General features: G+C 65.0%; 20 protein-coding genes and 1 tRNA gene. 9 read left to right on the top strand and 12 right to left on the bottom strand.

Annotated elements, in window-relative coordinates; translation table 11 throughout:
- Positions 1 to 45 precede the first annotated feature (45 nt).
- On the top strand, positions 46 to 1,218 hold the full coding sequence (locus P0Y59_05915; GenBank protein ID WEK01223.1) for a M23 family metallopeptidase: 1,173 nt from the start codon (positions 46 to 48) through the stop codon (positions 1,216 to 1,218).
- Between the two features lie 65 nt (positions 1,219 to 1,283).
- Positions 1,284 to 1,613, top strand: coding sequence for a PilZ domain-containing protein (locus P0Y59_05910; protein WEK01222.1), 330 nt, complete (start codon positions 1,284 to 1,286; stop codon positions 1,611 to 1,613).
- 2 nt (positions 1,614 to 1,615) lie between these two features.
- On the opposite strand, the gene recG is transcribed toward P0Y59_05910, so the two are convergent.
- Positions 1,616 to 3,676: an ATP-dependent DNA helicase RecG gene (gene recG / locus P0Y59_05905; GenBank protein WEK02505.1), complete on the bottom strand. Its 2,061-nt coding sequence runs from the start codon at positions 3,674 to 3,676 to the stop codon at positions 1,616 to 1,618.
- Between the two features lie 73 nt (positions 3,677 to 3,749).
- Here recG and P0Y59_05900 point away from each other — a divergent pair, with 73 nt between their 5' ends.
- On the top strand, positions 3,750 to 4,016 hold the full coding sequence (locus P0Y59_05900) for a succinate dehydrogenase assembly factor 2 (GenBank protein ID WEK02504.1): 267 nt from the start codon (positions 3,750 to 3,752) through the stop codon (positions 4,014 to 4,016).
- A 130-nt stretch (positions 4,017 to 4,146) separates the two neighbouring features.
- The gene (mfd, locus tag P0Y59_05895) at positions 4,147 to 7,602 is read left to right on the top strand and encodes a transcription-repair coupling factor (GenBank protein WEK01221.1); all 3,456 of its coding nucleotides are present in this window, start codon (positions 4,147 to 4,149) and stop codon (positions 7,600 to 7,602) included.
- A 160-nt stretch (positions 7,603 to 7,762) separates the two neighbouring features.
- Here the strand turns inward: mfd and P0Y59_05890 are convergent, their stop codons facing one another.
- On the bottom strand, positions 7,763 to 8,089 hold the full coding sequence (locus P0Y59_05890) for a hypothetical protein (GenBank protein WEK01220.1): 327 nt from the start codon (positions 8,087 to 8,089) through the stop codon (positions 7,763 to 7,765).
- Between the two features lie 51 nt (positions 8,090 to 8,140).
- Here P0Y59_05890 and P0Y59_05885 point away from each other — a divergent pair, with 51 nt between their 5' ends.
- On the top strand, positions 8,141 to 9,781 hold the full coding sequence (locus tag P0Y59_05885) for a response regulator (protein WEK01219.1): 1,641 nt from the start codon (positions 8,141 to 8,143) through the stop codon (positions 9,779 to 9,781).
- A 59-nt stretch (positions 9,782 to 9,840) separates the two neighbouring features.
- Here the strand turns inward: P0Y59_05885 and P0Y59_05880 are convergent, their stop codons facing one another.
- Together P0Y59_05880 and P0Y59_05875 are read right to left on the bottom strand one after the other, a co-directional pair.
- Positions 9,841 to 10,272: a nuclear transport factor 2 family protein gene (locus P0Y59_05880; protein ID WEK01218.1), complete on the bottom strand. Its 432-nt coding sequence runs from the start codon at positions 10,270 to 10,272 to the stop codon at positions 9,841 to 9,843.
- Entirely contained in the window at positions 10,269 to 12,272 is a 2,004-nt protein-coding gene (locus P0Y59_05875; protein ID WEK01217.1) for an EAL domain-containing protein, read from the bottom strand. The genes P0Y59_05880 and P0Y59_05875 overlap by 4 nt, the downstream gene beginning before the upstream one ends.
- Before the next feature lie 144 nt (positions 12,273 to 12,416).
- Between P0Y59_05875 and moaA the strand changes: the two genes are divergently transcribed.
- The 4 genes from moaA to P0Y59_05855 all read left to right on the top strand — a co-directional run bounded on the left by moaA (position 12,417) and on the right by P0Y59_05855 (position 16,537).
- Positions 12,417 to 13,412, top strand: a complete 996-nt coding sequence (moaA, locus tag P0Y59_05870; protein ID WEK01216.1) for a GTP 3',8-cyclase MoaA — start codon at positions 12,417 to 12,419, stop codon at positions 13,410 to 13,412.
- Positions 13,413 to 13,422: 10 nt separating this feature from the next.
- Complete coding sequence (locus tag P0Y59_05865; protein ID WEK01215.1) at positions 13,423 to 14,196, top strand: NAD kinase; 774 nt, start codon at positions 13,423 to 13,425, stop codon at positions 14,194 to 14,196.
- Positions 14,197 to 14,298: 102 nt separating this feature from the next.
- Positions 14,299 to 14,373, top strand: a tRNA-Asn gene (locus P0Y59_05860).
- A 406-nt stretch (positions 14,374 to 14,779) separates the two neighbouring features.
- Positions 14,780 to 16,537: a hypothetical protein gene (locus P0Y59_05855; protein ID WEK01214.1), complete on the top strand. Its 1,758-nt coding sequence runs from the start codon at positions 14,780 to 14,782 to the stop codon at positions 16,535 to 16,537.
- A gap of 164 nt (positions 16,538 to 16,701) precedes the next feature.
- Here the strand turns inward: P0Y59_05855 and purU are convergent, their stop codons facing one another.
- From purU to P0Y59_05815, 8 genes are all read right to left on the bottom strand, one after another.
- The gene (gene purU, locus P0Y59_05850; protein WEK01213.1) at positions 16,702 to 17,544 is read right to left on the bottom strand and encodes a formyltetrahydrofolate deformylase; all 843 of its coding nucleotides are present in this window, start codon (positions 17,542 to 17,544) and stop codon (positions 16,702 to 16,704) included.
- The gene (locus tag P0Y59_05845) at positions 17,541 to 18,125 is read right to left on the bottom strand and encodes a sarcosine oxidase subunit gamma family protein (protein WEK01212.1); all 585 of its coding nucleotides are present in this window, start codon (positions 18,123 to 18,125) and stop codon (positions 17,541 to 17,543) included. Before P0Y59_05845 ends, purU begins: the two co-directional genes overlap by 4 nt.
- Positions 18,118 to 21,045, bottom strand: a complete 2,928-nt coding sequence (locus P0Y59_05840) for a sarcosine oxidase subunit alpha family protein (protein WEK01211.1) — start codon at positions 21,043 to 21,045, stop codon at positions 18,118 to 18,120. Before P0Y59_05840 ends, P0Y59_05845 begins: the two co-directional genes overlap by 8 nt.
- A complete protein-coding gene (locus P0Y59_05835) occupies positions 21,042 to 21,329 on the bottom strand; it encodes a sarcosine oxidase subunit delta (GenBank protein ID WEK01210.1) in 288 nt (95 codons plus the stop codon). The genes P0Y59_05840 and P0Y59_05835 overlap by 4 nt, the downstream gene beginning before the upstream one ends.
- A gap of 11 nt (positions 21,330 to 21,340) precedes the next feature.
- Positions 21,341 to 22,567 (bottom strand): sarcosine oxidase subunit beta family protein, encoded by a 1,227-nt coding sequence (locus P0Y59_05830; protein ID WEK01209.1) that lies wholly within the window; start codon positions 22,565 to 22,567, stop codon positions 21,341 to 21,343.
- A gap of 408 nt (positions 22,568 to 22,975) precedes the next feature.
- The gene (locus P0Y59_05825; GenBank protein WEK01208.1) at positions 22,976 to 23,539 is read right to left on the bottom strand and encodes a hypothetical protein; all 564 of its coding nucleotides are present in this window, start codon (positions 23,537 to 23,539) and stop codon (positions 22,976 to 22,978) included.
- Positions 23,540 to 23,705: 166 nt separating this feature from the next.
- Complete coding sequence (locus P0Y59_05820) at positions 23,706 to 24,701, bottom strand: threonine/serine dehydratase (GenBank protein WEK01207.1); 996 nt, start codon at positions 24,699 to 24,701, stop codon at positions 23,706 to 23,708.
- Positions 24,698 to 26,161, bottom strand: coding sequence for an amino acid permease (locus tag P0Y59_05815; GenBank protein ID WEK01206.1), 1,464 nt, complete (start codon positions 26,159 to 26,161; stop codon positions 24,698 to 24,700). The genes P0Y59_05820 and P0Y59_05815 overlap by 4 nt, the downstream gene beginning before the upstream one ends.
- Between the last annotated feature and the right edge of the window lie 9 nt (positions 26,162 to 26,170).

The raw sequence follows: 26,170 nt of genomic DNA, 5'->3' as shown, positions 1-26,170 counted from the left end.
CGGGAATCGTTGAACGCGGTAGCGTAGCGTGCGAGCTTGGCCGGGATGATACGACCGATCCACTGGCTGCTCCTGCCGGGCCTGGCGCTCCTTTCCACTGTTGGACAGGCGCAGGAAGAACGACCCGCCTCCATCCTCAGACAGTCTTTCGACATCACGGTTCCGCAGGCGCCGACGCCGGTAAAAATAATCGGCAGGGCTCAACTGACCTACGAGATTCACCTCACCAACTTCAGCGATTCGCCGCTGACGGTGAAACGAGTCAGGATCGTCGACCCCGCGGACAAGATCGTCGCCGACTTCGCTGGCGAAGCGCTTGACCGGCGGCTGACGAGGGTTTCCGGCCCGGGCGGAGCCATGGCACCGGGATATCGCTCGGTCCTGTTCGTGGAAACCGACCTGCAACCCGGCAACGTCCCTCGGTCGTTTCGTCCTATCATCGACTATAAGGTGGCCGGGGATGATCGGCTCTTCCGAGCCGAAGCTCCCTGGCAGGGAATCAGAACCACCCCGCCCGTCACCCTTGGGCCGCCGCTGGCGGGCGGACCCTGGGCAGCGGTCCATGATCCGTCGTGGCAACGCGGCCATCGACGGGTCTTCTACACCATCGACGGGCGGGCACGCCTTCCCGGCCGCTATGCGATCGATTTCATCAAGCTCGACCTGCAGGGCCGTACCACCGTCGGTGACGCCGACCGGCCTGGCGACGCCTTCGGCTATGGTGACGACGTGCTCGCCGTAGCGGATGGCGAGATCGTGGGCCTGCGCGACGATGTCGCTGAGAGCGCGCGAATCTCGCAAAACCCCGCTCATCCCCTGGGGGAAGGAGCGGGCAATTATATCGCGCTTCGCCTCGGGAACGGGCAGGTCGCCTTCTACGAACATCTGAGACCCGGCAATGCGCGGGTACGATTGGGAGAGCGGGTCCGGCAGGGGCAGGTCATCGGCAGGCTCGGCTTCACCGGCGATACCACCGGGCCGCATCTCCATTTTCATCTGGCCGACGCCAATTCGCTGCTTGGTGCCGAGGGCGTCCCCTTCGTCTTCGACCGTTTCACTCTGCTTGGGCGGATCGACGACATGGCTCAGTTCGGCAAAGCACCATGGCACGCTCCGAACGACCTCATGCCGGAGCGTCGCCGGGAATGGCCCGGCTTCAATACCGTCGTCGCCTTCGGCACCGTGGAATCCCTTAAGTCGCGGCAAACCCGGCGTTAAACGCGTTAGGACCAAAGTCACGCAGGTACGCGACCGAGCATTCCCCGGCGTACCAAGGGTAAGCCATGGGTCTGGAAAGCCATCCCTTCCAGGAGAAGCGCGTCGATGAGCGCATTCCCGTCTTCCACCGTACCCGCGCCACCGGGCCGGACGGGCGGGCATTGTCGCTGGTGATCGTCGACCTGTCCGCCAACGGGCTGATGGCACGATGCGACGCCCCCCTTGTCCCCGGCGAATGGCTCGAGGTCATGCTGCCCCTGATCGGTACCTGCCGCGCCAGGCTGCGCTGGTCGCTGGGTGGACGGATCGGGTGTGAATTCGACCAGCCGATCGGCCCCGAACAATATGGCGAGCTGCTCGCGATGCTGGTCAGCGAGACGGAGGCAACGCGCTGAGATCAGCCCGAGCGGAGCAACGCCACCCCCGCGTCGCGCTCGAACAGGTACAGGGCAGTTCGTGCCGCCTGTCCTCGCGCGCCCTCCAGCCCGCCGTCGCGATCGATCAGCAGCCGGGCATCTGCGGCGGCGGCCGGCAGAAGCGCCTCAAGCGTCTCGGCCGTCGCCAGCCTGAACCCCGCTTCGCCCGACTGTTTCGTACCAAGCAAGTCGCCCGCCCCGCGTAGCCGCAGATCCTCTTCGGCGATACGGAATCCGTCATTGGTCTCTCGCATCAACGCCAACCGGGCCCGCGACGTCTCGCCAAGCTGGTTGCCGCGGATCAGCAGGCAGATCGACCGCCCACTGCCGCGCCCGACCCTCCCGCGCAGCTGGTGAAGCTGGGCCAGCCCGAACCGGTCGGCATGCTCGATCACGATCAGCGTCGCATTGGGCACGTCGACACCGACCTCGATCACCGTCGTCGCGACCAGCACGCCGGTTCGGTCGCCGGCGAAATCGGCCATCATCGCGTCCTTTTCCGGTCCCTTCATCCGGCCGTGCACCAGCCCGACCCGATCGCCGAAGCGCGCCCGCAACGTCTCCGCCCGATCCTCGGCTGCGGCGAGATCGCTCTTCTCGCTCTCCTCGACCAGCGGGCACACCCAATAGGCCTGGCCGCCGTCCGACAGATGCCGCGCCAGTGCGTCGACCACCTCGGGCAGGCGATCTTCGGAGATGACCCGCGTCTCGATCGGCTGGCGACCCGGCGGCATCTCGTCGAGCTGGCTGACGTCCATCTCGCCGTAATTGGCGAGAGTCAGCGTGCGCGGGATCGGCGTCGCGGTCATCGCCAGCAGATGCGGGGGGCGCTCCGCCTTGGCCTGTAGCATCATGCGCTGGGCCACGCCGAAGCGGTGCTGCTCGTCCACCACGACCAGCGCGAGGTCCTTGTAGGTCACTGTCTCCTGGAAGATCGCATGCGTGCCGATCAGGATATGGATCGCGCCCGAGGCGAGCCCCATCAGGGTGGCTTCGCGCACCCTGCCCTTGTCGCGTCCGGTCAGCACCGCGATCTCGACCGGCAGGCCGCCGAGCTGGCGACGGAGCGTGTCGAAATGCTGGCGTGCGAGGATTTCGGTGGGAGCGAGCAGCGCGCCCTGCGCCCCCGCCTCGACCGCCATCAGCAGCGCCATCGTCGCGACCAAGGTCTTTCCCGACCCCACATCGCCCTGCAGCAGGCGCAGCATCGGCTGGGCCTGTTGCAGGTCGCCCTCGATCTCCCGCACTGTCCGCGCCTGAGCGCCGGTCAGCGCGTAGGGCAGTTCGAGCGCGTCGCGCAGCCGCCCGTCACCGGCAAGCGCCCTGCCCCGCCGCGCCCTGGACGATTGCCGTACCAGCATCAGCGCGAGCTGGTTGGCGAACAGCTCGTCATAGGCAAGCCGCTCCTTCGCCTTGGCGTCGGACGGGTCGGCATGCACTCGCGCCAGCGCTTCGCGCCACGATGGCCAGCCATGTTTCGCGAGCAGTCCCGGCTCGATCCACTCAGGCAGGTCCGGCGAGCGCTCCACCGCCTGGGCGGTGAGTTGCCCCATCCGGCGCGAGGTGATCCCTTCCGACAGCGGATAGATCGACTCGCGCTCGCCCACATCGGGGGCTTCGTCGAGCGGCAGTACATAGTCCGGATGGACCATCTGCAATTCCTGCCCATACATCTCGAGCCGGCCCGACACGCGGCGCGGCTCGCCTGTCGGCAGCAGTTTCTTCGCCCAGCCCGGATGCCCGCCGAAATAGACAAGGCTGACATGGTTGCCCCTGGCATCGACGGCCCTGACCCGGCTCGGCCCGCGGCCATTGCCCGACCGGTGCTCGACCGCCGTCAGCGTGATCGCGATCGTCCGGCCGGCATCCGCCATGTCGAGCTCTTCGCGCGGCACCCGGTCGATCCAGCCGGTCGGCAGGTGGAACGCCATGTCGATCACGCGGTGCAGCCCGAGCTTGTCGAGCGGCTTGGCCAGTCCGGGGCCGACGCCTTTCAATGCCGTGATCTCGGCGAACAATGGATTGAGGATATCGGGCCGCATGACTATCTGCATGCTCCTACCCCCAGCCGACGTGCGCCGCCAGCGCCCGCCGGCCAATTGTCGTTGGAAAACCATGGATCGTGAAATCCGCCTGAAACGCCTGAGCTTTCGAGCCTGGCATCGCGGCACCAAGGAAGCCGATCTGCTGATCGGCGGCTTTTGCGATGCCGCCGCTTCCGGCTGGAACGATGCGGAGATCGATCTGTTCGAGGAACTGCTCGAGGAACAGGATGTCGATATCATGGCCTGGGCCATCGGCACTGACACCTGCCCCGCGCGCTACGAGGGGCCAATCATGGAAGCGATGCGCGTGCTGACCTACGTGCCGATCTCTCGCTGAGTTAAACCAAATGCGTCACCCCGGACGTGTTCCGGGGGCCACCGGCCCGCGGGGCATCGAAGCCCTGGCGTTTTCGCAACGGTGGATGCCGGAACAAGTCCGGCATGGCGGCAACGGAAGCTGAAATTTGATGCCCGACCTGAAGACGATCCTCTCGGCCAAGACGCCCCTCACCCTCGCCGGCGTACCGACGGGGTTCGAGCCCTGGCTGCTTGCCGACCTCGCCCGCGCCGCGAAGACGCGGGCCGTGTTCATCGCCCCGGACGAAGCAGCGATGCGCGCCATCGCCGCGACCGCGCCGGTCTTCGCGCCGGAGCTGGAGGTCCTGACCTTCCCGGCCTGGGACTGCCTGCCTTACGACCGCGCCTCGCCGACGCTGCACGTCATGGCCGAGCGCATGGCGACGCTCCACCGCCTCCAGCAGCCAGTCAAAGGCCCCCAACTCCTCATCACGACCGCCAATGCCGCCGCGCAGCGCGCGCTGACGCCCTTCCGCATCCGCCAGCTCGTCGCGACGCTTGCGCCGAAGGAACGTATCGGCCGGGACCGGCTCGCTGAGCTGCTCCAGTCCAACGGCTATTCGCGGGTCGAGACGGTCGCCGATTCGGGAGAGTTCGCGGTACGCGGCGGCCTGGTCGACCTCTTTCCCTCGGGCCAGGATCAGGCGCTTCGTCTCGATTTCTTCGGCGACGAGATTGAGAGCGTCCGCACCTTCGATCCCGCCGATCAGCGCACCACGGGCCGGATCGACGGCTTCACCCTGCTGCCGGCGTCCGAGACCCTGCTTGATGAGGACAGCATCAAGCGGTTCCGCAGCCGCTATCGCGAGCGCTTCGGCGCGACCGCGACCGGCGATCCGCTTTACCAGGCGATCAGCGACGGCCGCCGCCTTGCCGGCATGGAGCATTGGCTGCCCTTGTTCGAAGAGAAGATGGCGACCCTGTTCGACCATCTCGGCCCCGACGCCGTGGTTGTCCGCGATGCCGGCGTACTCGGCGCGGCTGAACAGCGGTTCGAGGCGATCACGGACTATCATGCCAACCGCGTCAAGGCGCAGTCGAGCGACCCAGGCAGCTACAGGCCGCTTCCGCCAGATGCGCTTTACCTCACGGCCAAGGACTTCGCCGAGCGGCTTGAACACGCGCCAGCCCATCTCACCACCCAGTTCCACGAGCCTGAAAGTGCCACCGTCCTCGACTTCAACGTGGATGGCCCGCGCGATTTCGGTGCGGAACGGTCAAGCGGCGCGAATGTCTACGAAGCGGTCGTCCACCATATCGCGACGCTCCGCCGTGACGGCCGCAAGCCGATCCTCGCCAGCTACTCGATCGGTGCGCGTGAACGGCTGTCCACGCTCCTCGCCGATCACGGTCTGAAGGCTGGGGCCAAGGTTGATACATGGCAGGAGGCTTTGGGAGCCGCTGACAAAGGCATCGCCCTGATCGTCCTGCCGCTCGACCACGGTTTCTCGACCCCGCAGGTCGCGCTCCTCACCGAGCAGGACATGCTCGGCGACCGTCTCGTCCGCCGCCAGAAGCGCAAGAAATCCGCTGATGCCTTCCTCGCCGAGCTTGCGATGCTCACGCCCGGCGACCTGGTCGTCCATGTCGATCACGGTATCGGGCGCTATGAGGGGCTGACCTCGATCCCCGTCGGCCAGAGCCCGCATGATTGCGTCGCGCTGACCTATGCCGGCGGCGACAAATTGTTCGTGCCGGTCGAGAATCTCGAAGTCCTTACCCGCTACGGTTCGGACAGCGAGGGCGCGAGCCTCGACAAGCTCGGTGGCGAGGCCTGGCAGCGCCGCAAGAGCCGCATGAAGGAGCGGATCCGCGAGATCGCCGGCGAGCTGATCGCGACCGCGGCCGAACGCGCGCTCCGCCCAGCCGACGTGATCGAGCCCGACCAGAGCGGGTATGCCAGCTTCGTCGATCGTTTCCCCTATGAGGAAACCGAGGATCAGGACCGCGCGATCAACGATGTGCTCGGCGATCTCGCCACGGGTACGCCGATGGACCGGCTCATCGTCGGCGATGTCGGTTTCGGCAAGACCGAGGTCGCGCTCCGCGCCGCCTTCGCCGCCGCCATGTCAGGCCTGCAGGTCGCGGTGGTGTGCCCGACCACTTTGCTCGCCCGCCAGCATTTCCAGAACTTCACCGCGCGCTTCGAAGGCTTTCCGCTCAATGTCGGTCGCCTCTCCCGGCTGGTTCCCGCCGCCGAGGCCAAGACGACACGTGAAGGACTGGAAAACGGCACGATCGACGTCATCGTCGGGACTCACGCGATCCTTGCCAAATCAGTCGGGTTCAAGCGCCTCGGCCTCGTCATCGTCGATGAGGAGCAGCGCTTCGGCGTCACCCACAAGGAACGGCTCAAGGCGCTCAAGACCGATGTCCATGTCCTGACGCTGACCGCCACCCCGATCCCGCGGACGCTGCAGATGGCGATGTCGGGGCTGCGCGAGCTGTCGGTGATCCAGACGCCGCCGGTCGATCGCCTTGCGGTACGCACCTATATCATGCCCTGGGACCCGGTCGTGCTGCGCGAGGCGCTGCTCCGCGAGCATTATCGCGGCGGCCAGAGCTTCTTCGTCACGCCTCGTGTCGCTGATGTGCCCGATATCGAGCAGTTCATGCGCGACCATGTCCCGGAGGTTCGCGCGGTCACCGCGCACGGCCAGATGTCCCCGACCGAAGTCGAGGAGCGCATGTCCGCCTTCTATGACAAGAAGTTCGAGGTGCTGATCTCCACCACCATCGTCGAAAGCGGGCTCGACATCCCCAGCGCCAATACGATGATCATCCACCGGGCCGACCGCTTCGGCCTCGCCCAGCTCTATCAGCTGCGCGGCCGCGTGGGCCGGGCCAAGACGCGGGCCTATGCCTATCTCACCACTCCTGCCGACCGGATCGTCACCGAGACCGCCGAAAAGCGCCTGAAGGTTCTCAGCGATCTCGACAGTCTCGGGGCTGGCTTCCAGCTTGCCAGCCACGATCTCGATATCCGCGGTGCCGGCAACCTGCTCGGCGATGAACAGTCGGGGCACATCAAGGAAGTCGGCTACGAACTCTACCAGTCGATGCTGGAGGAGGCGATCATGGAGGCCAGGGCCGGCGGCCTCGCCCAGCGCCCGCGCGACTTCTCGCCGCAGATCACCGTCGACGCGCCGATCCTCATTCCGGAGGAATATGTCCCCGACCTGGACCTGCGCATGGGCCTGTACCGTCGCCTGAACGATCTCGACGAATCCCAGGCGGTCGAGGCTTTCGCGGCCGAGCTAATCGACCGGTTCGGCCCGCTGCCCGATGCAACCGAGAATCTGATCCGCCTCATGGAGATCAAGCTCAACGCCAAAAAGGCCTGTGTCGCGAAGATCGACGTCGGGCCGCGCGGCGCGCTGGTCAGCTTCCACGACGACAAGCCGCCGAACATCGATGGCCTGCTCGCCTGGATCGCGCGCCTTGACGGGGTCGCGAAGCTTCGGCCCGATAGCAAGCTGGTGGTCACCCGCGTCTGGAGCGATCCCAAGGCGCGGCTCAACGGCGCGCTGCAACTGTCCAAGGGGCTGGCCAAGGCAGCGGGGTAATTGCCCGTTATCGATTCAATGCATGCGGACATGGGTGCAGCATGGACTCGGACACCTCACCGCGTCCGGCCCGCTCATTCTCATCGATGGTATCATTTCCCTGTTCGGGCGGACAAATTCCCTGTTAGCGGATAACAGGGAATTCCACTCCAAGGCGTTGTTATAAAAACAGATAATTGACGGCAAATCGCCGGAAAGCATGATAAAAAAACCAAGTCCCTGTTAATTTCCCTGTTATTCGCCAGGAACAGGGAAATCCGCTTACGCATTCTGCCTTTCCCAGCTTTCGCGCGGGAAGACGAAGAGGCAAATCTCCGCCCTGGAAACTGGTCTTGACCGACGGCGCGCTACGATCCGCCTCGCCGTGGAATACCGCTTCGATATTGTTGTCGTCGGGGGCGATCTGCAGCGCCCGCGATGAAGTTCCTGGGCTTTCATGCCAACCTCCTTCTGCCGCCGGTTCGAACGATGGACCCTTTTCGTCCATTCCCAACTTCGCGTTGATTTATCAGTCTGATGCAGGATATCGCAGCGAGTGATGAACCTTGTCACCGTCACTCAATCGATCCGCGCGAAACGGTGGCCGGGCTATCTGCTCGCTATCCTGCTCATCGTCTTCGCCCTGTGGCTGCGGTTGCGCATCGGCGAGACACTGGATGGCTATCCGTTCCTGATCTTCCTGCCGGCCGTCGTCATCGTGGCGTTCGTCGGCGGCTTCGGGCCAGGCATGCTGGCGGCCATCTTGTCCGGCCTGCTCGCGAAATATTATCTGATCGAACCGTTCGGATCGCTCATGCTGATCTGGCCGTCGGGCTGGATCGCGATGGGTTTCTACGCCTTCACCACCATCATCATCGTCGTCCTGACTCACGGAATGTTCATCGCGCATGCAGCGCAGATCCGGACCGAGGCCGAGTTGCACGCGCTGAACCTTCAGCTTGAGGACCGGGTGGCCGAACGCACTGCGGCGCTCCAGGCCGAGGTGACGGAGCGCGCCCAGGTCGAGGCCCAGCTCCGGCAGATGCAGAAGATGGAATCGATCGGCCAGCTTACCGGCGGCATCGCGCATGATTTCAACAATATGCTGGCGATCGTCATCGGGTCGCTCGACATGGCGAAGCGGCGTCTGGTCGGGTCCGAACACCCCAAGATCCTGCAGAGCATCGACAATGCGAGCCAGGGTGCCCAGCGCGCTGCGACATTGACGGCGCGGCTGCTCGCCTTTTCGCGCCAGCAGCCCCTCGCCCCCCAGGCAGTGCAGGCGAACCAGCTCGTCGGCGGCATGTCAGAGCTGCTGCGGCGAACCATCGGTGAGCATATCCGGGTGGAGACGATCCTGGCCGGTGGCCTCTGGCACGCCTTCGCCGATCCTTCCCAGCTCGAAAGCGCGATCCTGAACCTCGCGGTCAACGCGCGCGACGCGATGCCAGACGGCGGCAAGCTGACGATCGAGACGGCGAATACCGAACTCGACGATCGCTATGCCCGCAGCCATGCCGAGGTCGAGCCGGGCCAATATGTCATGATCTGCGTCAGCGACAGCGGCACTGGCATGCCGCCCGAGGTGATCGAGCGGGCGTTCGACCCCTTCTACACCACGAAGGGCGTCGGCAAGGGTACCGGCCTCGGGCTCAGCCAGGTGTTCGGCTATGTCAAGCAGTCCGGCGGCCATGTGAAGATCTATTCGGAGATCGACCGGGGCACGACCGTCAAGATCTACCTCCCCCGCCATCTCGGCGCGGCTGGATCGTCGGCCGAACCCGACAAGGCGCGTGAGGAATTGCCGACCGGGGTCGCCGAAGAGATCATCCTGGTCGTCGAGGATGAGGACCAGGTCCGTCACATGACCGTGGATGCCCTGCGCGAGCTGGGCTACACCATCGTCCAGGCAAGCGACGCCAATCAGGCGCTTGAACAGCTTGCCGTGCAGCCGCGGCTTGATCTCGTGTTCACCGACATCGTCATGCCGGGCATGAGCGGTCGCGAGCTGGCCGACAAGGTACGGGCACAGCGCCCCGAGATCCCGGTGCTGTTCACCACCGGCTATACGCGCAACGCGGTGGTCCATAACGGCATGCTCGATGCCGGCGTGGCGTTCCTGCCCAAGCCCTTCACCATCGCCCAGCTCGCCTGGAAGGTGCGCGAGGTGCTCGACGGCGGCGGCGCCAACCGGCCCTGACCCGACCGGCGGCCAAGGCTTCGGCCTCGGGTTGCGCGATACTCCGCCGTGAGGGCGGATCAGCTACTGTGATCAGCCACGATCTTCCAGACACCACCACGCTTCTCGAACAGCAGCGAGGTCGGTCCTGTCTGGTCCCCTGCCCCATCGATCTTCAGCCGGTATCGCGCGACGAGCAATGCATGCGTCGGGTCGATCCGGCGGAAAGCCAGTTCTTCGAAACTCAACGCGCCGCGTTTCGCCGCCCCCGCCGGCGTGAAGCGCGGAGCATAGCGCACGGCGATCGCGGCCTTGCCGCGGATCAGGCCCTCAGCGACGACGAAAGTCGAATCATCGGCGTAGATTCCCATGAAACGGTCGAGATCGCCGGCGGTCCAGGCGACCGCGCTGTCCCGCATCGCTGCCATGATCGCGGCCTGCGTATCCTCGCGCGGCGCGGCCACCGCCGGCACTGCCAATGCCGCGAAGGCGATCGCTACTGTCATCCTCATGGTGCCGTCTCCATCAGCCCAACCAGCGCCCCGATCGAGATCGCCTCGGAACGCAGGAATCCCTGGTAGATCTGGCAACCTTCCTTGGCGAGCAGGTCGAGCTGTTCCTGGGTCTCGACGCCCTCGGCAATGACCACCAGCCCGAGCGAACGCGCCATGTCGATCACGCCGCGCACCACCACCCGGTCGCGCGGCGTGCCGGTGATGTCCTGCGCCAGCTTCTTGTCGATCTTGAGATAGTCGAGCGGCAGCGACTTGAGGTAGGCAAGGCTCGAATAGCCAGTCCCGAAATCGTCGATCGCGACGCGGACGCCAGCGCTGCGCAACGTCGCCAGCAGCGTCGCGGCCATGCCGAGGTCCTCGATCAGCCCACTCTCGACGATCTCCACCGTGAGGCGCGAGCGGGGAAAGCCGCTGGCATCCACCCGGTCGAGGAACAGGTCGGCAAAGCCGGGCCGCGCAATGTCCCCGGCCGTCAGGTTGAGCGACAGGCGCAGCCCGTGGAGCGCCGCCGGCCAGGCAGCCGCCCGTTCAAGGGTGATCCGCTGGATATGATCCGAAAGTCCGATCTCCAGATCGGCCCGTGTCGCCGCCGCGAACAGGATATCGGCGCCGATCGTGCCGAGCAGCATATGGTCCCAGCGCGCCAGCGCCTCCACCCCGACGATCGCGCCGGTCGGCACCGATACCTGGGGCTGGAAAAGAATGTCGATCTCGCGCCGGTCTATCGCGTGCCGCAGTTCCACCGCCAGCACATCGATCGACTCTTCCCGCCCGCCTGCCTCAGCGACTCGCACCGTCGCGCTATCGGAGGCGCGCGCGTCGGCCAGTGCCTCGCTCGCGCGCCGGAGCAGGCTCGCGGCGGTGTCGCCCGGCTCGCGCCCGGCAACGCCGATCCGACAGCCCAGCACGGCGATCGTCTCTCCGGTCACGAACGGCCGGGCAAGCTCGCCCACGATCCGTTCAGCGACAAGATCGACTCGGGAGCCCCCGTCCTCGATCGCGACGAGGAATTCCGATCCCCCGAGCCGGGCGACGAGCGCACCGCTCGCTGCCTCCTCGATCCGCTTGAAGGCAGCGCGGAGCAGCGCGTCGCCTGCCGCCCGGCCATAAGCTGCGTTGACCATGTCGAAACGGTTGAGCGCGACCAGCATCGCCGTCAGCGGCCGTCCGTCCGGATCTGCCAGCCGCCGGTCCATCCAGCGCCGCGCGCTGCCGGCGTCGCGCGTGCCGATCAGCGCGTCGCGCAGGACCGACGCCGGCTCCGGGGCACTGCCCAAGGGTTCGACCAGCGCATCGATGCGACCTGTCTTCACGTCATATTGGAGATGCTGCACGATCCGGCCGAGCCCTGGCAGGTCGTGCGCGAACGCCGTTGCCTGGCGTGTCGCCGACAGGCGCCGGATCGACGCCATGGCAGCCCGGCGTTCGGTCGGGTCGATCCGCCGCCACAGCGCGACCAGCTTGGGATGCTCGTCGACATCGAGCAGCCGTGCGAACCCGGGAGTCAGCAGCAACGACCGAGTCGTCACATCGAGCCGCCAGCCAAGCGGTTCGGCCGGCGCCGTCGCCCGCCACTCGCCCGCCATGCGTTCGGCGTGGCGCGCCGCATAGCGCAGCGCCTGAAGGAACTCCCCCTCGCTGAACGGACTGGCGAGAAAATGCGTCGCGCCCGCGTCGTAGAAATCGCCGATCGCCGTCGTGTCCCCGCGCGAGACGAGCGCAAGCAACGCGCCACCATTGGCAGCGATCGCCCCGCCGATGGCGGATGCCGCCTCCCGTCCTTCGCCGAGCGCGCCCCGCGCATCGATCACCGCGACCGCGGCGCCACTGGTCAGGAACCGCCGCTCGGCGCCCGCCGCACGGCGCGCGGCCACGACCCTCCAGCCGGCTCCAGCCGCCAGCTCGGCAAGCTCGTCACGCTGCCGGAACGACAGGATGAAAAGGGGCGCGGGACCATGGCTGGGTTCGGCGTCGATCACGGCCTCCTTCTTCTTCATTCGTCCTGGGCTTGTCGAGGGACCGCTGCCGCCTTCTTCCGAGCTTTGGCCGGGAAGAACAAGGCTCGGACGATGCCGGGGCCACAAGAACCCCATATGCCAAACGGGGTTGTTAGCGCCCCCGTGAAGGCTTAGCTCCTGCATATGGCCTGCGCCCCCGCCCTGATCGACCGCCATGGCCGCACGATCAGCTATCTGCGGATCTCGGTGACGGACCGCTGCGACCTGCGCTGCCGCTATTGCATGGCCGAGCAGATGACCTTCCTGCCCCGCACCGCCCTGCTGAGCCTGGACGAGATCGCGGTGATCGCTGAACGCTTCATCGCGCGCGGCATTACTAGGATACGTCTAACCGGGGGGGAGCCCCTGGTTCGCCGCGACGTGGGCGACTTGGTCCGGCGGCTCGGATATCATGTAGGTGCCGGGCTCGACGAGCTGACCATGACGACCAACGGCAATCGCCTTGCCGACCATGCCGGCGACCTGATCGAGGCCGGTATCCGGCGCATCAATGTCAGCCTGGACAGCCGCGATCCGGAAACCTTCCGCTACATCACGCGCCACGGCGACGTGGAACGTGTGATCGGCGGCATCTTCGCCGCGCGCGATGCTGGTCTCTCGGTCAAGATCAACATGGTCGCGCTGAAAGGCCTCAACGATGCCGAGATCGCGCCGATGCTCGACTGGTGCGTGGAGCATGGCTTCGATCTCTCGCTGATCGAGACCATGCCGCTCGGCGCGATCGGCGAGGATCGCGCCGACCGCTTCGTGCCGCTCACCCGGATATTCGACGAACTTTCCGGGCGCTTCCCCCTGGTCGGGGATACGCATCGCAGCGGCGGCCCGGCACGCTATTGGCGTGTCGGCGGGACGGAGCGCCGGCTCGGCCTGATCTCGCCGCTCACCGCCAATTTCTGCGACACCTGCAACCGTGTACGCCTAACGACCGAGGGTATTCTCTATACCTGTCTCGGCCATGACGACCGGGTCGACCTGAAACGCGCGCTGCGTGAGGGCGGACTGGCCGGCCTCGACACTGTCCTTGACCGTGCGATGGCAACCAAGCCAGCGCGTCACGATTTCGATATCGCCGCCGCGACGCCGGCGGTGTCGCGCCACATGAGCGTCACCGGCGGATGAGAATACCCCAATGACAATTCGCCGGGCGCTGGTCGCCTCTCCGACGCCGCCGGCGCAAGCCGCGGCCGCCGAGCTTGCCGATGCCTATGACTGGGTACCGGTCGAGGATGCGGAGATGATCGTCGCGCTGGGCGGCGACGGCTTCATGCTGCAGACGCTCCACGCGATGCTTGAGCGCCGCAAGCCGGTCGTGCCCGTGTTCGGCATGAATCTCGGCACTGTGGGCTTCCTGATGAACGAATGGCGCCGCCACGGGCTGGACGAGCGACTGTCGCGGACCAAGGAGTTCAAGGTCATCCCGCTCCACATGACCGCCGAGACGGTACATGGAGAAGTCTTCACCCTCCCCGCGATCAACGAAGTCTCGTTGCTGCGCGAAACGCGCCAGACGGCGAAGCTGGAAGTGACCGTCAACGAACGTGTGGTGATCGACGAACTCGCCTGTGACGGTATCCTGGTGGCCACGCCGGCCGGGTCGACCGCCTATAACCTCTCGGCGCAGGGGCCGATCCTTCCGCTCGGCTCGGCGCTGCTCGCCCTGACCCCGATCAGCCCGTTCCGTCCGCGGCGCTGGCGCGGGGCCATCCTGCCCGACAAGACCCGTATCTCGCTGCGCGTGCTCGAACCCGCCAAGCGCCCGGTCAGCGCCGTCGCCGACCAGCGCGAGATTCGTGAGGTGGCCAGGGTGGACATCGCTATCGACCGGTCGCGCGAGCTGACCCTGTTGTTCGACCCCGAGCATGCGCTCGACGACCGGATAACGATGGAGCAATTCATCGCCTGATTCCGGGTCCTCAATTCTTTGGCAGCAGGGCCTTGCAAACTGCGAAACCCCGCTGCTATAGGCGCGCCTCCCGCGGGGCTGAGCCCAGCGGAAACCCGGCATTCCCCGGTAGCTCAGTGGTAGAGCGTTCGACTGTTAATCGAATGGTCGCTGGTTCGAATCCGGCCCGGGGAGCCAAGGTAAGTTTTAGAAAACAGCCATTTTCTGGCCGTCCTAGGGTCGGTACGCGATCCTCTGTCATCACAAGCGCCATGACCTTCGCCCTCTGTCCCGTGCTGCAGACGGGGGCTATTTTGGGTTCGGAACGGCCAACGCGACGATATGCGCGCACCGCTTTGCCGCAAATGGCCCGCGCCTTCACCCGGTTCGCCTTGGTATCGAGTCGTAAATCGCTCCGTGAAGAGTGCCAAAGCCCGTCCGCGACGATGCTCCGCAACTATCTGGGTGGATCTGGCGGCGTGAACCTGTAGTTGCGGTGCGTTGGGCTTGCCGCCGCCTGTTTTATCTTTAGTTCTCTGCGCGCGACGTCCGCGTATCGCCAGTTGCGTACCACATACTCGATTGCATCGACGAAGGGGCAACAATGCGATTCTATCTTTTATCCGGTCTCATCATTGCCGTGGTTATACCTGCGGCAGATGCCGCGGCATGTTGCAGGATCGGCAAACCAAGGATCACCGTCGGGAAGCCACGAGTCACGGTTGGCAAGCCCCGCGTGACTATAGGAAACCCCCAGATAACGGTCGGTCGCCCGCGCATCGTCGTTGGGACCCCGCGCGTTACGGTCGGCAATCCAGTGGATACAGTTGCGGATATCACCAGCCGGACGGGCAAGGCGATCGGCCAGCCTGTCGGGGAAGTTCTGCATACGGGCGGCACGGTTGCTACCAATGTCTACCGCGCCGGCCGAAATGCCGGTTCCGACACGGCGGCGACAATAGCCAAGGCAAAGGACGACGCGGTTGCAGAGGCCGGGCGAGCCGTCGAGAATGTCAACGAGCTTGGGACCGCCCTCCGCAAATACTTTGTGGCTAAAGCAGACGATACGCTGGTTATGATGAGCGCGACGGAGAAGCGCTTGCGAGAAGGCAAATTTGCTGACGCCCTTTGGCATTCAGCCGTAGATCCGCTGACGGCGGAGGAAGGGCGTGCGGCGCAGCTTGCCCAGGAAAGTTCTCTCGCCAATACCGTCGGCGCAGCGGCGGCGGCCGCTTACGGCGGCCCGGGTGGCGCGGCAGCGTATTCTGCCTGGTACGCTTATCGCGCATCCGATGGCGACGTCGGCCTCGCGATCAAGGCTGGAATCATTAGTGGCGCGACAAGCGCGGGGCTGAGCGTGGTGAGCGGGATGCCGGTCGATGCGGCGAATCCCGCACCGGATATCGCAAAGAAAGCGATCGTCGCGGGTGCCATCGGTGGCCTCGCGGTAGCTGCCGCCGGAGGCGATGGCGACGCCATCAGAGATGGCTTCTTGAAGGCCGGCGGCATGATGGTGATCCAGGATGGCTATCGGCAATTCACCGGCGGGCAGGATTTGGCGCAGAACGTAAAATCCCCAACGGAAGGCTCCTTCTGCACCCTGGCCGTGCCGGCATCCGGGGCGAGTTGCGCGCCGCCGAAGGAATGGTTCAAGCTCGATGCTCAGGGGAATTTCCTCCGCAACGACGCAAACGAGCCAATCATCGATATCAGTAAGGTCGATCCTCGCTATTCCTATGTCGGCCTCGCCAGTTCGGGCCAGGGAAACTGGCTTATTTCCGAGAACGGCCCGGTGATGAACGGCATCGCCAAGATTCCCGGCGTGAACGCCATGGCGATATTCCACGACCAGTGGGTGATCACCGCACCGCTTAGCGGCTGGACCAATCAGGCGACGATCGTGCCGGCCATCGTGGTCACGTACCTCGGCACCGAGGCCGGGACGCAGCAGGTGATTGCTGAGGCTATTCAGAAGGATCGGGAGGCGCGCGCTGCCGGCCGCCAGAACCCCAAGGCGGAATCGCGTGCCGATGCATATCTCTGCGCTGGTGAGGTTGCGGAAGAATCCGTGGCCCAGGCCCCTCAATCGGGACTCGTCGGCGAACAAAAGGCTCGCCTCGACCAGCGCTCGATCTTCACGGTATTCGGCGAAGGCCCCGCTCAATTCGCGTGCGCGGTTGTTTATCAAAAAGACGGCAAGGACTATCTTCCCTTCTACGCGGAAAACGATTCAGGATTCTGCGCCCCGAAAGCGAAAGAGCTCGCCCAGAATCACACTGACGCTGGCTGGACCTGTTTCGTGCGGCCAACAGGTTTCAAGCAGGAAATTTCCGACGCAATGGCGCGCCGGCCTGGTTCCTGATAGCGTCATCCAGCAGTCCTGGTTTGGTGCAATGCATTGGCGATCGTGTCGCCACCACGCTGGTGGCGGGCAGCGGGGAAATCCGCCCTCGCGTTGATCGAGGCGGTGCGTTTCCCCGACACCATGGTGGGCATGATTTCAGAACGCTTCCCCCTGTTGGATGCTCACAGGATCGCCGTCTTGGAGCCGTTCTGGAAGATGCGGTGTTCGGCGTACCAGCGGACCGCGCGCGACAGGACAGAGGCCTCGATCTCGCGTCCGATCTCGACCATCTCGTCGGCGGTGACGGCGTGGGTGACGCGGCGTACGTCCTGCTCGATGATCGGCCCCTCGTCGAGATCGGCCGTGACGAAGTGGGCGGTCGCGCCGATCAGTTTTACGCCGCGCCCATGTGCCTGATGATAGGGTTTGGCGCCTTTGAAGCTCGGCAGGAAACTGTGGTGGATGTTGATGCACCGGCCAGCCAGCGCCCGCGACATGTCGTCGGAGAGAATCTGCATGTAGCGCGCCAGCACCGTAAGTTCCGCCCCCGTCTGTTCGATCAGCTCGATGAACTGTGCCTCCTGCGCGGCTTTGCCGTCGGTCGTCGGCAAGTGATGATAAGGAAGGCCGTGCCACTCGACCGTCCGGCGCATGGAGTCGTGATTAGAGACGACACCCACGATGTCGATAGGAAGCTGGCCGATTTCCCGCTTGTGGATGATGTCGACAAGGCAATGACCGAACTTCGAGACGGCAAGGAGAACGCGGATCTTGCGGCCAAGGTCGTGGAGTTCCCATTCAAGATGGAGGTCCTCGGCGGCTGGCGCGATGACGGCGGCAAGCGCATCCCGGTCAAGCGGGCTGACAAGGCCGATGCGCGAGAAGAACGATCTGGTGTCGGGATCGCCATAGACCGCCGCTTCGCGGATATCGCAGCCCTGAGCGGCAACAAGGGGTGCGATTCTGGCGATGATCCCCGGCCGGTCCGGTGCGCGAAACTTGAGCACGAGATGGGACGTCGTCATGAAATCACTCCTGGATCTTGATCGATGGCCGCGAAGAGGCGCAGCGCATAGGGCGCCATGGTCTGGTCGAGGATCAGGCGAAACGCCGGATGGTCCTGCCGGTCGTCCAGCCGGACGACGAACAGGGGCGCGTCGCCAAGGAGCGACCGTGCGGTGCTTGAGACGGGCATGGCCTCGTCGCTGAGGTCGAGCGGGCAATGCGTGGAAAGCGCATCGCGTGCGCCGCGTCCGTACAGGACAAAACTGGCGCGGCCATGAGTCAGGTCGACGATCAGCCCCTCATCCCCCGCCGCCTCGCGGCAGCGTTCGACCAGCGGCGCGATATGCGCTTCGCGTCCGGTCAGCATCCATTCGGCCGGTCCGAGCCAGGCGCAGGAGACGGTCCCGATCGCCGTTTCGCGACAGGCAGGCGGCAAAGGAGCGCCCAGTACGAGTGTTATCCTGCGAATTGCGTCATCCCCGAGCAGATGGAGCTTGGCCACACCCAGGAACGGCTCGAAATCGAGGACGAAGCCATGCGCGCGGATGCCGGTGGCGACCGGCGCGGCGCGCGCGAGCAGAGTCGAAGCGGTGTCAGCCATCGAGGCGGTCTCCTGAAGGATCGTAGAAATGGGGATCGGCGATCCGCGCCTCGCGCCATCGGCCGATGTCCCAGATCCGCACCGCCTCCCCGATGCGCTCCCGGCCGCGTTCGACCAGCGCCATCGCGACCGGCCGGCCGAGGGTCGGCGAATCGACCGATGAGGTGACCCAGCCCTGGCTGCTCCCGGGCGCCGTCGCTTCAACGGGCAGGACATGCGCGCCGGCCTCAAGCGCCGGCCCGCCGTCGGTGACTTCGAGGCCGACGAACTGGCGGCGGTCGGCGCGCAGGCCGTCTGGCCGCATGGTCGAACGCCGCCCGACGAAGTCATCGGCCTTTTTCGCGACGATGCCTCCGAAGCCGATGTCCTGAGGCATGGTGATGCCGTCGGTGTCGGATCCGACATGGAGAAAGCCCTTCTCGATCCGCATCGCCATGAGCGACTCGATCCCGAACGGAGCGATCCCGAACGGCAGCCCCGCCGCCATAAGGGCATCCCAGAGCGCGGCGCCGTGCCCCCAGCGCACCGCGATCTCGTAAGATAGCTCGCCGGTGAAACTGACGCGCTCGATCCGCGCCTCGACTCCACCTACCGTCCCTTCGCGATAGGCCATGTGCGGAAAGGCCTCCCGCGAGAGGTCGATATCGGTACCGACAGCGTGCAGCACGTCGCGCGCGCGCGGCCCGGCGACGTTCATCACCGCCCAGTTGGTGGTCACATTCTCGACCGCCACCCGCAGATCGGTCCATTCGCATTGAAGCCATTCGATCAGTGTATCGGCGATCGCACCGGCATGACCGCTCGTCGTGCCGACCAGAAAATGATCGGGCGCGCGTCGCGCGAACACCCCGTCGTCGAAGACGATGCCGTTCTCGTTCAGCATCAGACCGTATCGGCAGTTACCGACCTTGAGTGTCTTGACGCCGTTCGCATAGATACGCTGCAGGAACTCCGCTGCATCCGGCCCCTTGACCTCGATCTTGCCGAGCGGCGATGCATCGAAGAGGCCGACAGACTTGCGCACGTTCAGCACCTCGCGTGCGATTGCCTGATGTTCATTCTCGCCGGCACGAGGGAAACAGGCAGCGCGCAGCCAGCTTCCGTAATTCTCGAAGCTGCCGCCCGCCGCCGCAGCGCGGTCGTGCGCAGCGGGACGGGCGCGAGGCGCGAGATTGTCCCCGACCGCGCGTCCGGCAAAGCCCCCGATGGTGACGGGATCGAATGGCGGGCGGAACTTCGTCGTCCCGATCGCCGAAGCTGGCTTGCCGATCAGATCGGAAAGGATGCTGATCCCGGTGACGTTGGATGTCTTCCCCTGGTCGGACGCCATGCCGAGCGTGGTGTAGCGCTTGAGATGCTCGACCGACCGGAAATTCTCGCGGGCGGCGAGCTGAACGTCACCGACGGTCACGTCATTCTGATAGTCCACCCAGGCGCTCCCGGCACCCGCGTCGCCATCGGCGAAATGGCGGGTCGGTCCTACCATCCCCGCCTCACCTGGCTTGATCGGCTCACCCCCACCGGCCGCTCGGCCGCTTGCCACCGCCGCGTCGATCGAGAAGATACCCGCAGCCGCACCGACGCTGACCGAATCCTGCACCGCCTGCAGGGGCACGAAGGCTTGCAGCCCATGGTGGAAGGAAAGCGACCCGCCCGATTGCGAATGAAGATGAACCGCCGGGTTCCAGCCATTGGACATCAGCACGGCATCGCAGGCGATCTTCTGCCTGCGCCTTCCATCGAGCCCTTCGACCTGGAGGCTTCTGACGCCGCGTGCTCCTGACGCTTTGAGGGGCGTCGTTTCCATCATGACCAGAATAGACCGGTCGACGGCACCGACATGGGCCCAGTCGCTCGCCTGCTTGCGCGTATCGAGGATCGCAGCGATCGCGACACCCCGGTCGTGAAGCGTGAAGGCTGCAGCATAGGCGCTGTCATTGTTGGTCGCGACGATCACGCGCCGGCCGGGTGCCGCGCCGTAGCGCAACGCATAAGTCTGCGCGGCCGAGGCGAGCATCACGCCGGGCCGGTCGTTGCCGACAAAGGGAATGGGTCGCTCGAAGGCCCCGGTCGCCAGGATGACGCGCCCCGCACGAACCTTCCAGAGACGCTGCCTTGGCCCGCTGCGATGCGTGAGCGGGAGATGATCGGTCAACCGCTCCGCCAGGCCGATCAGGCCGTGATCATAGAAACCGAACGCCATGGTGCGCGTCATCACCGTGACGTTGGCACGGCTTGCAAGCGCGGCACGCGCCGCGGCAAGCCAATCGGCGGCGTGGCATCCTTCGACAAGGCCTGGCTCGAAAAGAAGCCCACCGCCAAGCTCGGCATCGGCTTCAACGAGGAGTACCCGGCCGCCAGCGTCAGCCGCCTGCTCCGCCGCGGCGAGCCCGGCGGCACCGGAGCCGATGACGAGCGTGTCGCAAAAGGCGAAGCGATGCTCGTAGCGATCCGGATCTTGCGCGTCGGGGGCGATCCCCAGCCCTGCGGCCTGCCGGATCGAGGGCTCGAACAGGCTCCATCGCGGCCACATGAAGGTCTTGTAGTAGAAGGCGGCCGGGATGAACCGCTTGAACAGGCCATTGACCGCCATCAGGTCGAAGTCGGCGCTCGGCCTCGCGTTGACAGGCCCGGCTGCCAGCCCGTCATACAGCTCGATCTGCGTCGCCTTGATGTTCGGCTGCGTATGTTCCCCGGCCTCGAGCTGGACGATGCCGTTGGGCTCCTCCAGCCCTGCCGCGATGAGGCCGCGCGCGCGATGATATTTAAAGCTGCGCCCTATGATGGAGACGCCGTTGGCAAGCAGCGCCGAAGCGAGGGTATCGCCGGCAAACCCCGAGTAGCGCCGGCCCGCCCAGGTAAAGGCAATGGGCCGGCTCCGGTTGACGAGGCCGCCCGAGGGGATACGCCAGCCGCTCATGTGCTGATCTCCGCTGCTGGCTTTGGCTCGCCCATCAGATAGATCGCGATGATCCGGTGGGTCACGGTGTCGCGCGCGACGTTGAACCATTGACGGCAGCCGGCGGCATGGAACCAGCGCTCGAGATGCTCGCCCTTGGGGTTCTGGCGGAAGAAGAGATAGTCGCCCCAGCGCTCGTCCGAAACGGCGTCGTGTGGCCCGGGCCGAATGATGTGGCTCTCGCCGCCGCAGCGGAATTCGATCTCGGCTCGCGGCCCGCAATAGGGGCAGGAAATGAGAAGCATATGCCCTCCCTCTAGTGCGCGATGCCGGAGGCTGATGCCTCGTCGACCAGTGCGCCGGTTCGAAAGCGCTCGAGCCCGAAGGCCTGAGCGAGCGGATGCGATTCGCCGGTGGCCATGACATGCGCGAGGCACCAGCCGCCGGCCGGGATCGCCTTGAAGCCCCCCGTCCCCCAGCCGCAATTGATGTAGAATCCGTCGACATCGGTGCGTCCGATGATCGGCGAACTGTCATGGACGACATCGACAATGCCTGCCCATTGCCTGAGAAACCGCATGCGCGAGAATTGTGGGAAAAGCTCGACCAGGCCCGCCGCGGCCTTCTCAAGCCAGGGAAGATTGCCGCGTTGGGCATAGGAGAGATAGAGGTCGAGCCCCGCCCCCAGCACGAGTTCCCCCTTGTCGGACTGGCTGACATAGACACCGGTCGCGGGCGAAAGCAGCACCGTGTCGAGGCACGGTTTGACCGGTTCGGACACAAAGGCCTGGAGCGCATAGGAACTGATCGGCAGCCTGAGCCCGGCTTTGCGGGCAATCACGCTAGAATGCCCGGCAACCGCCATGCCCGTCCTGGGGGCGTGGATCTCCCCCAGGCTGGTTTCGACACCCTGGACCCGGCCGTTCCGGATGATGAAGCCGGTCACCTCGCAATTCTGGATGATATGAACGCCAAGGTGCGAAGCGGCACGGGCATAGCCCCACGCGACCGCATCATGACGGGCCGACCCGCCGCGCGGCTGGTTCATCGCCCCCAGGATCGGAAAGCGCGGATTGGGGTTGAGGCCGGGGATGTGCCGATGCACGCTTTCAGCATCGTGATACTCGGCATCGATACCGTTGAGCAGCATCGCGTTCACCGAGCGGCGCGCCATCTCGACACCGTGCCGGTCATGCGCCAGCACCCACATGCCGCGCTGTGAAAACATGATGTTGTAGTTGAGATCTTTGCTTAGCCCTTCGTAGAGCTTCAGCGAAAAATCATAAAAGGCAGCCGATTCCGGAAAGAAATAGTTCGAACGAATGATCGTCGTGTTGCGCCCGGTATTGCCGCCGCCGATCCAGCCGCGCTCCAGCACCGCGACGTTCGTCAGGCCATGGTTCTTCGCAAGATAATAGGCTGTTGCCAGCCCATGTCCGCCGCCGCCAATCACGATGGCGTCGTAGCTGCGTCTGACCGGCTCGTCGTGCCAGGCCGGTTCCCAGCCTTGTTGCCCCGACACCCCTTCCCGAAGCAATGACAACGCTGAATATCGTCTCGTCAACTTCGCCCCCTGAAGCTATTGCTTGCCTATAGATTCACTTAGTTCTTCCATGAATTTGATGCTGTCTTCGATTTATATTTGATCGACATTTTTTGTCGGAGGGTGTCGGCCGGAATCGTACTCAGCGCCGCAAGGAGCGCAGCTGCCTTGTAGTTCTCCGGCCAAGGTCCCTTTCCCATTCCAGTCACCGCGGCAGATTCATGTTTTTCCAATTAATGCGATCACATTAATAGGTTCGCATTAGAGGCAGTCAAGTGATAGTGCATCGGGACGATCGAAACTGACCGCCAACAGGACGGGGCCGTGAGCACCAATCTGAATACGCCATCACTGATTGAACTTGATCACGCCGGCGGCGCGACCGGCGCGGGCGCGACCAGAAATGCGTTACTTTTGACGGCTTTGGACGAATTCGCGGCGAACGGGATTGCCGGAACGTCCATCGGACAGCTGACGAAAAAGGCCGGTGTCCGCAACAGTTCCGCGCTGCATTATCATTTCGGGTCGAAATCCGGTCTGATCGATCATCTCGTTCGATACATCCAGGACTGGTTCGATCGCGAACGCGAAGACCGTTTCCATGCGCTCGAAAGCCGACTCGACAAAGGCGGGAAGATCGCGTTGCGCGAGGTCCTCGAACTGCTGGTCGAGCCCTATACCGCGATCATCGCGCGTGAACCCTGGGGCCTGTCTGCGGTGCGTTTCCTCAATGCGCTCGAGTTCGAGCGTCAGCCATCGGGCTGGGAGATATTCCATCGCCAGAGTTCCGCCGTGGTGCAGCGCATTTTCACATTGATCCTTGCCGCGGTCGATGGCGGCGACAGAATTGCCCAGCAGGCGACATTCCTGTTTTTCGTGGACTCGATAATCCACGGCTTCGCGTCGCACGAGCGACTTCAGATACCCTTTTTCGGGAAGATGCCGGCGGCAACCTTGCAGGAACTCGCCCAATTCTACGTGGATTGTGGGGAAAGGCTGCTGAGCCCGGCTGGAACAGCCACCAAGATCGCCTGGAGAGCTGGCACCGGGGAGAGGAAATGATCGGCCCACAGGCATTTCCGGCCGTGAGGTCCCGCGCGTAGCCCAATAGCGGTTTCCCTCTGCCCGGCGCTTTCTCCTACAGCACGGCACCCTGCTGCGCCCGATCGATCATCGATGCGAAACCGCCGATATCGATATTGGATCCGCAGACGAGCACGCCCGTCCGGTGTCCGGCGAGTTCTTCGCGCAGGGGCCCGAGCAAGGCCGCGGTAGCGGTGGCGCCAGCCGGTTCAGCGATCAGCTTCATCTCACGCGCCAGGAGTGCCATTGCCTCGCGGATCTGATCGTCATCTACTTTCACGAACCGGTCGACATGTCGCCGGCAGAGCTCGAAGCTATAGGGTAGCGCGAAGGGTGGCCCCAGGCTGTCGGCGATGGTCGAAACAGTCGCCTGCTCGACGGGACGGCCAAGCGCGATGCTCTGGTGCATCGAATCGGCGCCCACAGGCTCGACGCCGTAGACGCGGCAAGCGGGATTGATCAGCTTTACCGCCGACGCGACACCCGCGCACAGGCCGCCGCCGCCGATGGGAATGATCACCGCGTCAAGGTCGTCGGTCTGCGCCATCCATTCGAGCCCCAATGTGGCTGTCCCGAGCGCGGTCAGCGGCCCCTCGAACGGATGGATGAAGCTGCGTCCTTCGTCGCGCGCCAGTGTCTCGGCCAGCTCGAACGCTGCCTTGCCATTCTCCGCGATGATGACCTCGGCGCCATAGGCTCGGCAACGTGCCTGGCGGGCGAGATTGGCGGTCGGCAACATGACGACCTTGGCCGATATGCCGAGCCGGCTGGCCGCATAAGCGGTCGCGATGGCATGATTGCCGGCGCTGACCGCGGTTACGCCATTGCGGCGCTGCGCGTCGGTCAGCCGCAGCATCACCGAAAGCGCGCCGCGCGGCTTGAACGTCCCGCTATGCTGGAACAGTTCGAGCTTCAGATTGACGCGCGTGCCGGGTGCAAGCCGCGCATCGATTTCACGGCCTTGCCAGTCATGCACTGGTGTCCTCGCCACATAGGGGGCGATCAGCGCGCGCGTTTCCTCGATATCGGTCAGGCGAAGATCTTCGATCATGTAACTGCTTCTCCCGGAATGCCTGCCATTCTGAGGCGACGCGCCTTGCGCATGCCGAAGGTCAGGTAAGTGATCAGGCCGGCCGCCGCCCACACGGCGAAAAGCCGCCAGGTCTCCGCAGGCACGCCGACCAGCATATAGATGAACACCATGATGCCCAGCAGCGGTACCAATGGTCCGAATGCTATGCGGAAAGGTCGCGGCAGATCGGCATCGCGCCGACGCAACACGAGCACCCCGGCGCATATCGCGATGAACACCAGCAAGGTGCCGAGCGAGACGAGCTGCACGAGCAGCGAAACCGGAAACAGCCCGGCCAGTGTCGCGATCGCCAGCGCGGCCAGCAGCGTTGCGCGGTCCGGTGCATGAAAACGCGGATGAATCCGGGCGAAGACCTCCGGCAACAGGCCGTCCTGGGCCATGGCGAGATAGATGCGCGAAAGGGCCGTGAGGAGCACGAGCAGCACCGAGGCCAGGCCGCTCATCGCGACGATCTCGATGAGTGGTGCAAGCCAGTCCAGCCCGCCCCCCGCCGCGCGCGTCGCGACCGAAAGCGGATTGGCGACGTCGAGCGCGGTGAAGCTGACCAGCCCGGTCATGACGAGCGAGACGGAGATATAGAGCAAGGTGCAGACAGCGATCGCGGCCAGAATGCCGCGCGGCACGTTGCGCTGCGGGTCGCGGGTTTCCTGTGCGAGCGTCGACACCGCGTCGAAGCCCAGAAACACGACGAAGACGACGACCGCGCCACGCAGGATCCCGCTCGCCCCGAAATGGCCGAACACGCCGGTATTTGCGGGAATGAACGGCGTCCAGTTGGCGGGATGGATATAGAATGCGCCGGCAACGATGAAGAGCAGCAGCACCACCAGTTTGGCGGCGACGAGCACGCTGTTGATGAAGGACGAAACACCGATGCCGCGGCGAGCGATGGCAAATGCTGCGAGAACGACGAAGATCGCCGGCAGGTTGACCGACGCCGCTACCTCGATCTTTCCCCCGACCGCCGACAGGGCCGGCGTCGTCAGCGCTACGGGCCAATGGACGCCAAGCGTTGCGAACAGCGCGGTCACATAACCCGACCAGCCGACCGCGATATAGGACGCGGCGCAAAGATACTCGACGATAAGGAACCAGCCGACGAACCAGGCGAAAATCTCGCCCAGCGTGACATAGCAATAACCATAGGCGCCGCCCTGTACCGGCAGCGCCGCTGCGAGTTCGGCGTAGCAGAGTCCCGCCAGCGCGCAGCCTAGCGCGGCCAGCAGAAAGGACAGCGTGATTGCCGGCCCGGCGAACTGCGCCGCCGCGGTTCCGGTGACGATGAAGATGCCGCCGCCGACGATCACGCCGATGCCGATCAGCAGGAGATCGACCCAGCCCAGCCGGCGCACCAGCCCGCCATTGCCCGTGCCTGCCTGGCCCGGGCCATCGCCGGTAACGGATTTTCGATGCAGCATGTAGCGGGG

Origin of the sequence: Candidatus Sphingomonas phytovorans (assembly GCA_029202385.1) — a bacterium.
Classification (GTDB): Bacteria; Pseudomonadota; Alphaproteobacteria; order Sphingomonadales; family Sphingomonadaceae; genus Sphingomonas; species Sphingomonas phytovorans.
The sequence above is the reverse complement of the archived record's forward strand: the minus strand, read 5'-3'. Positions and strand labels throughout refer to the sequence as shown.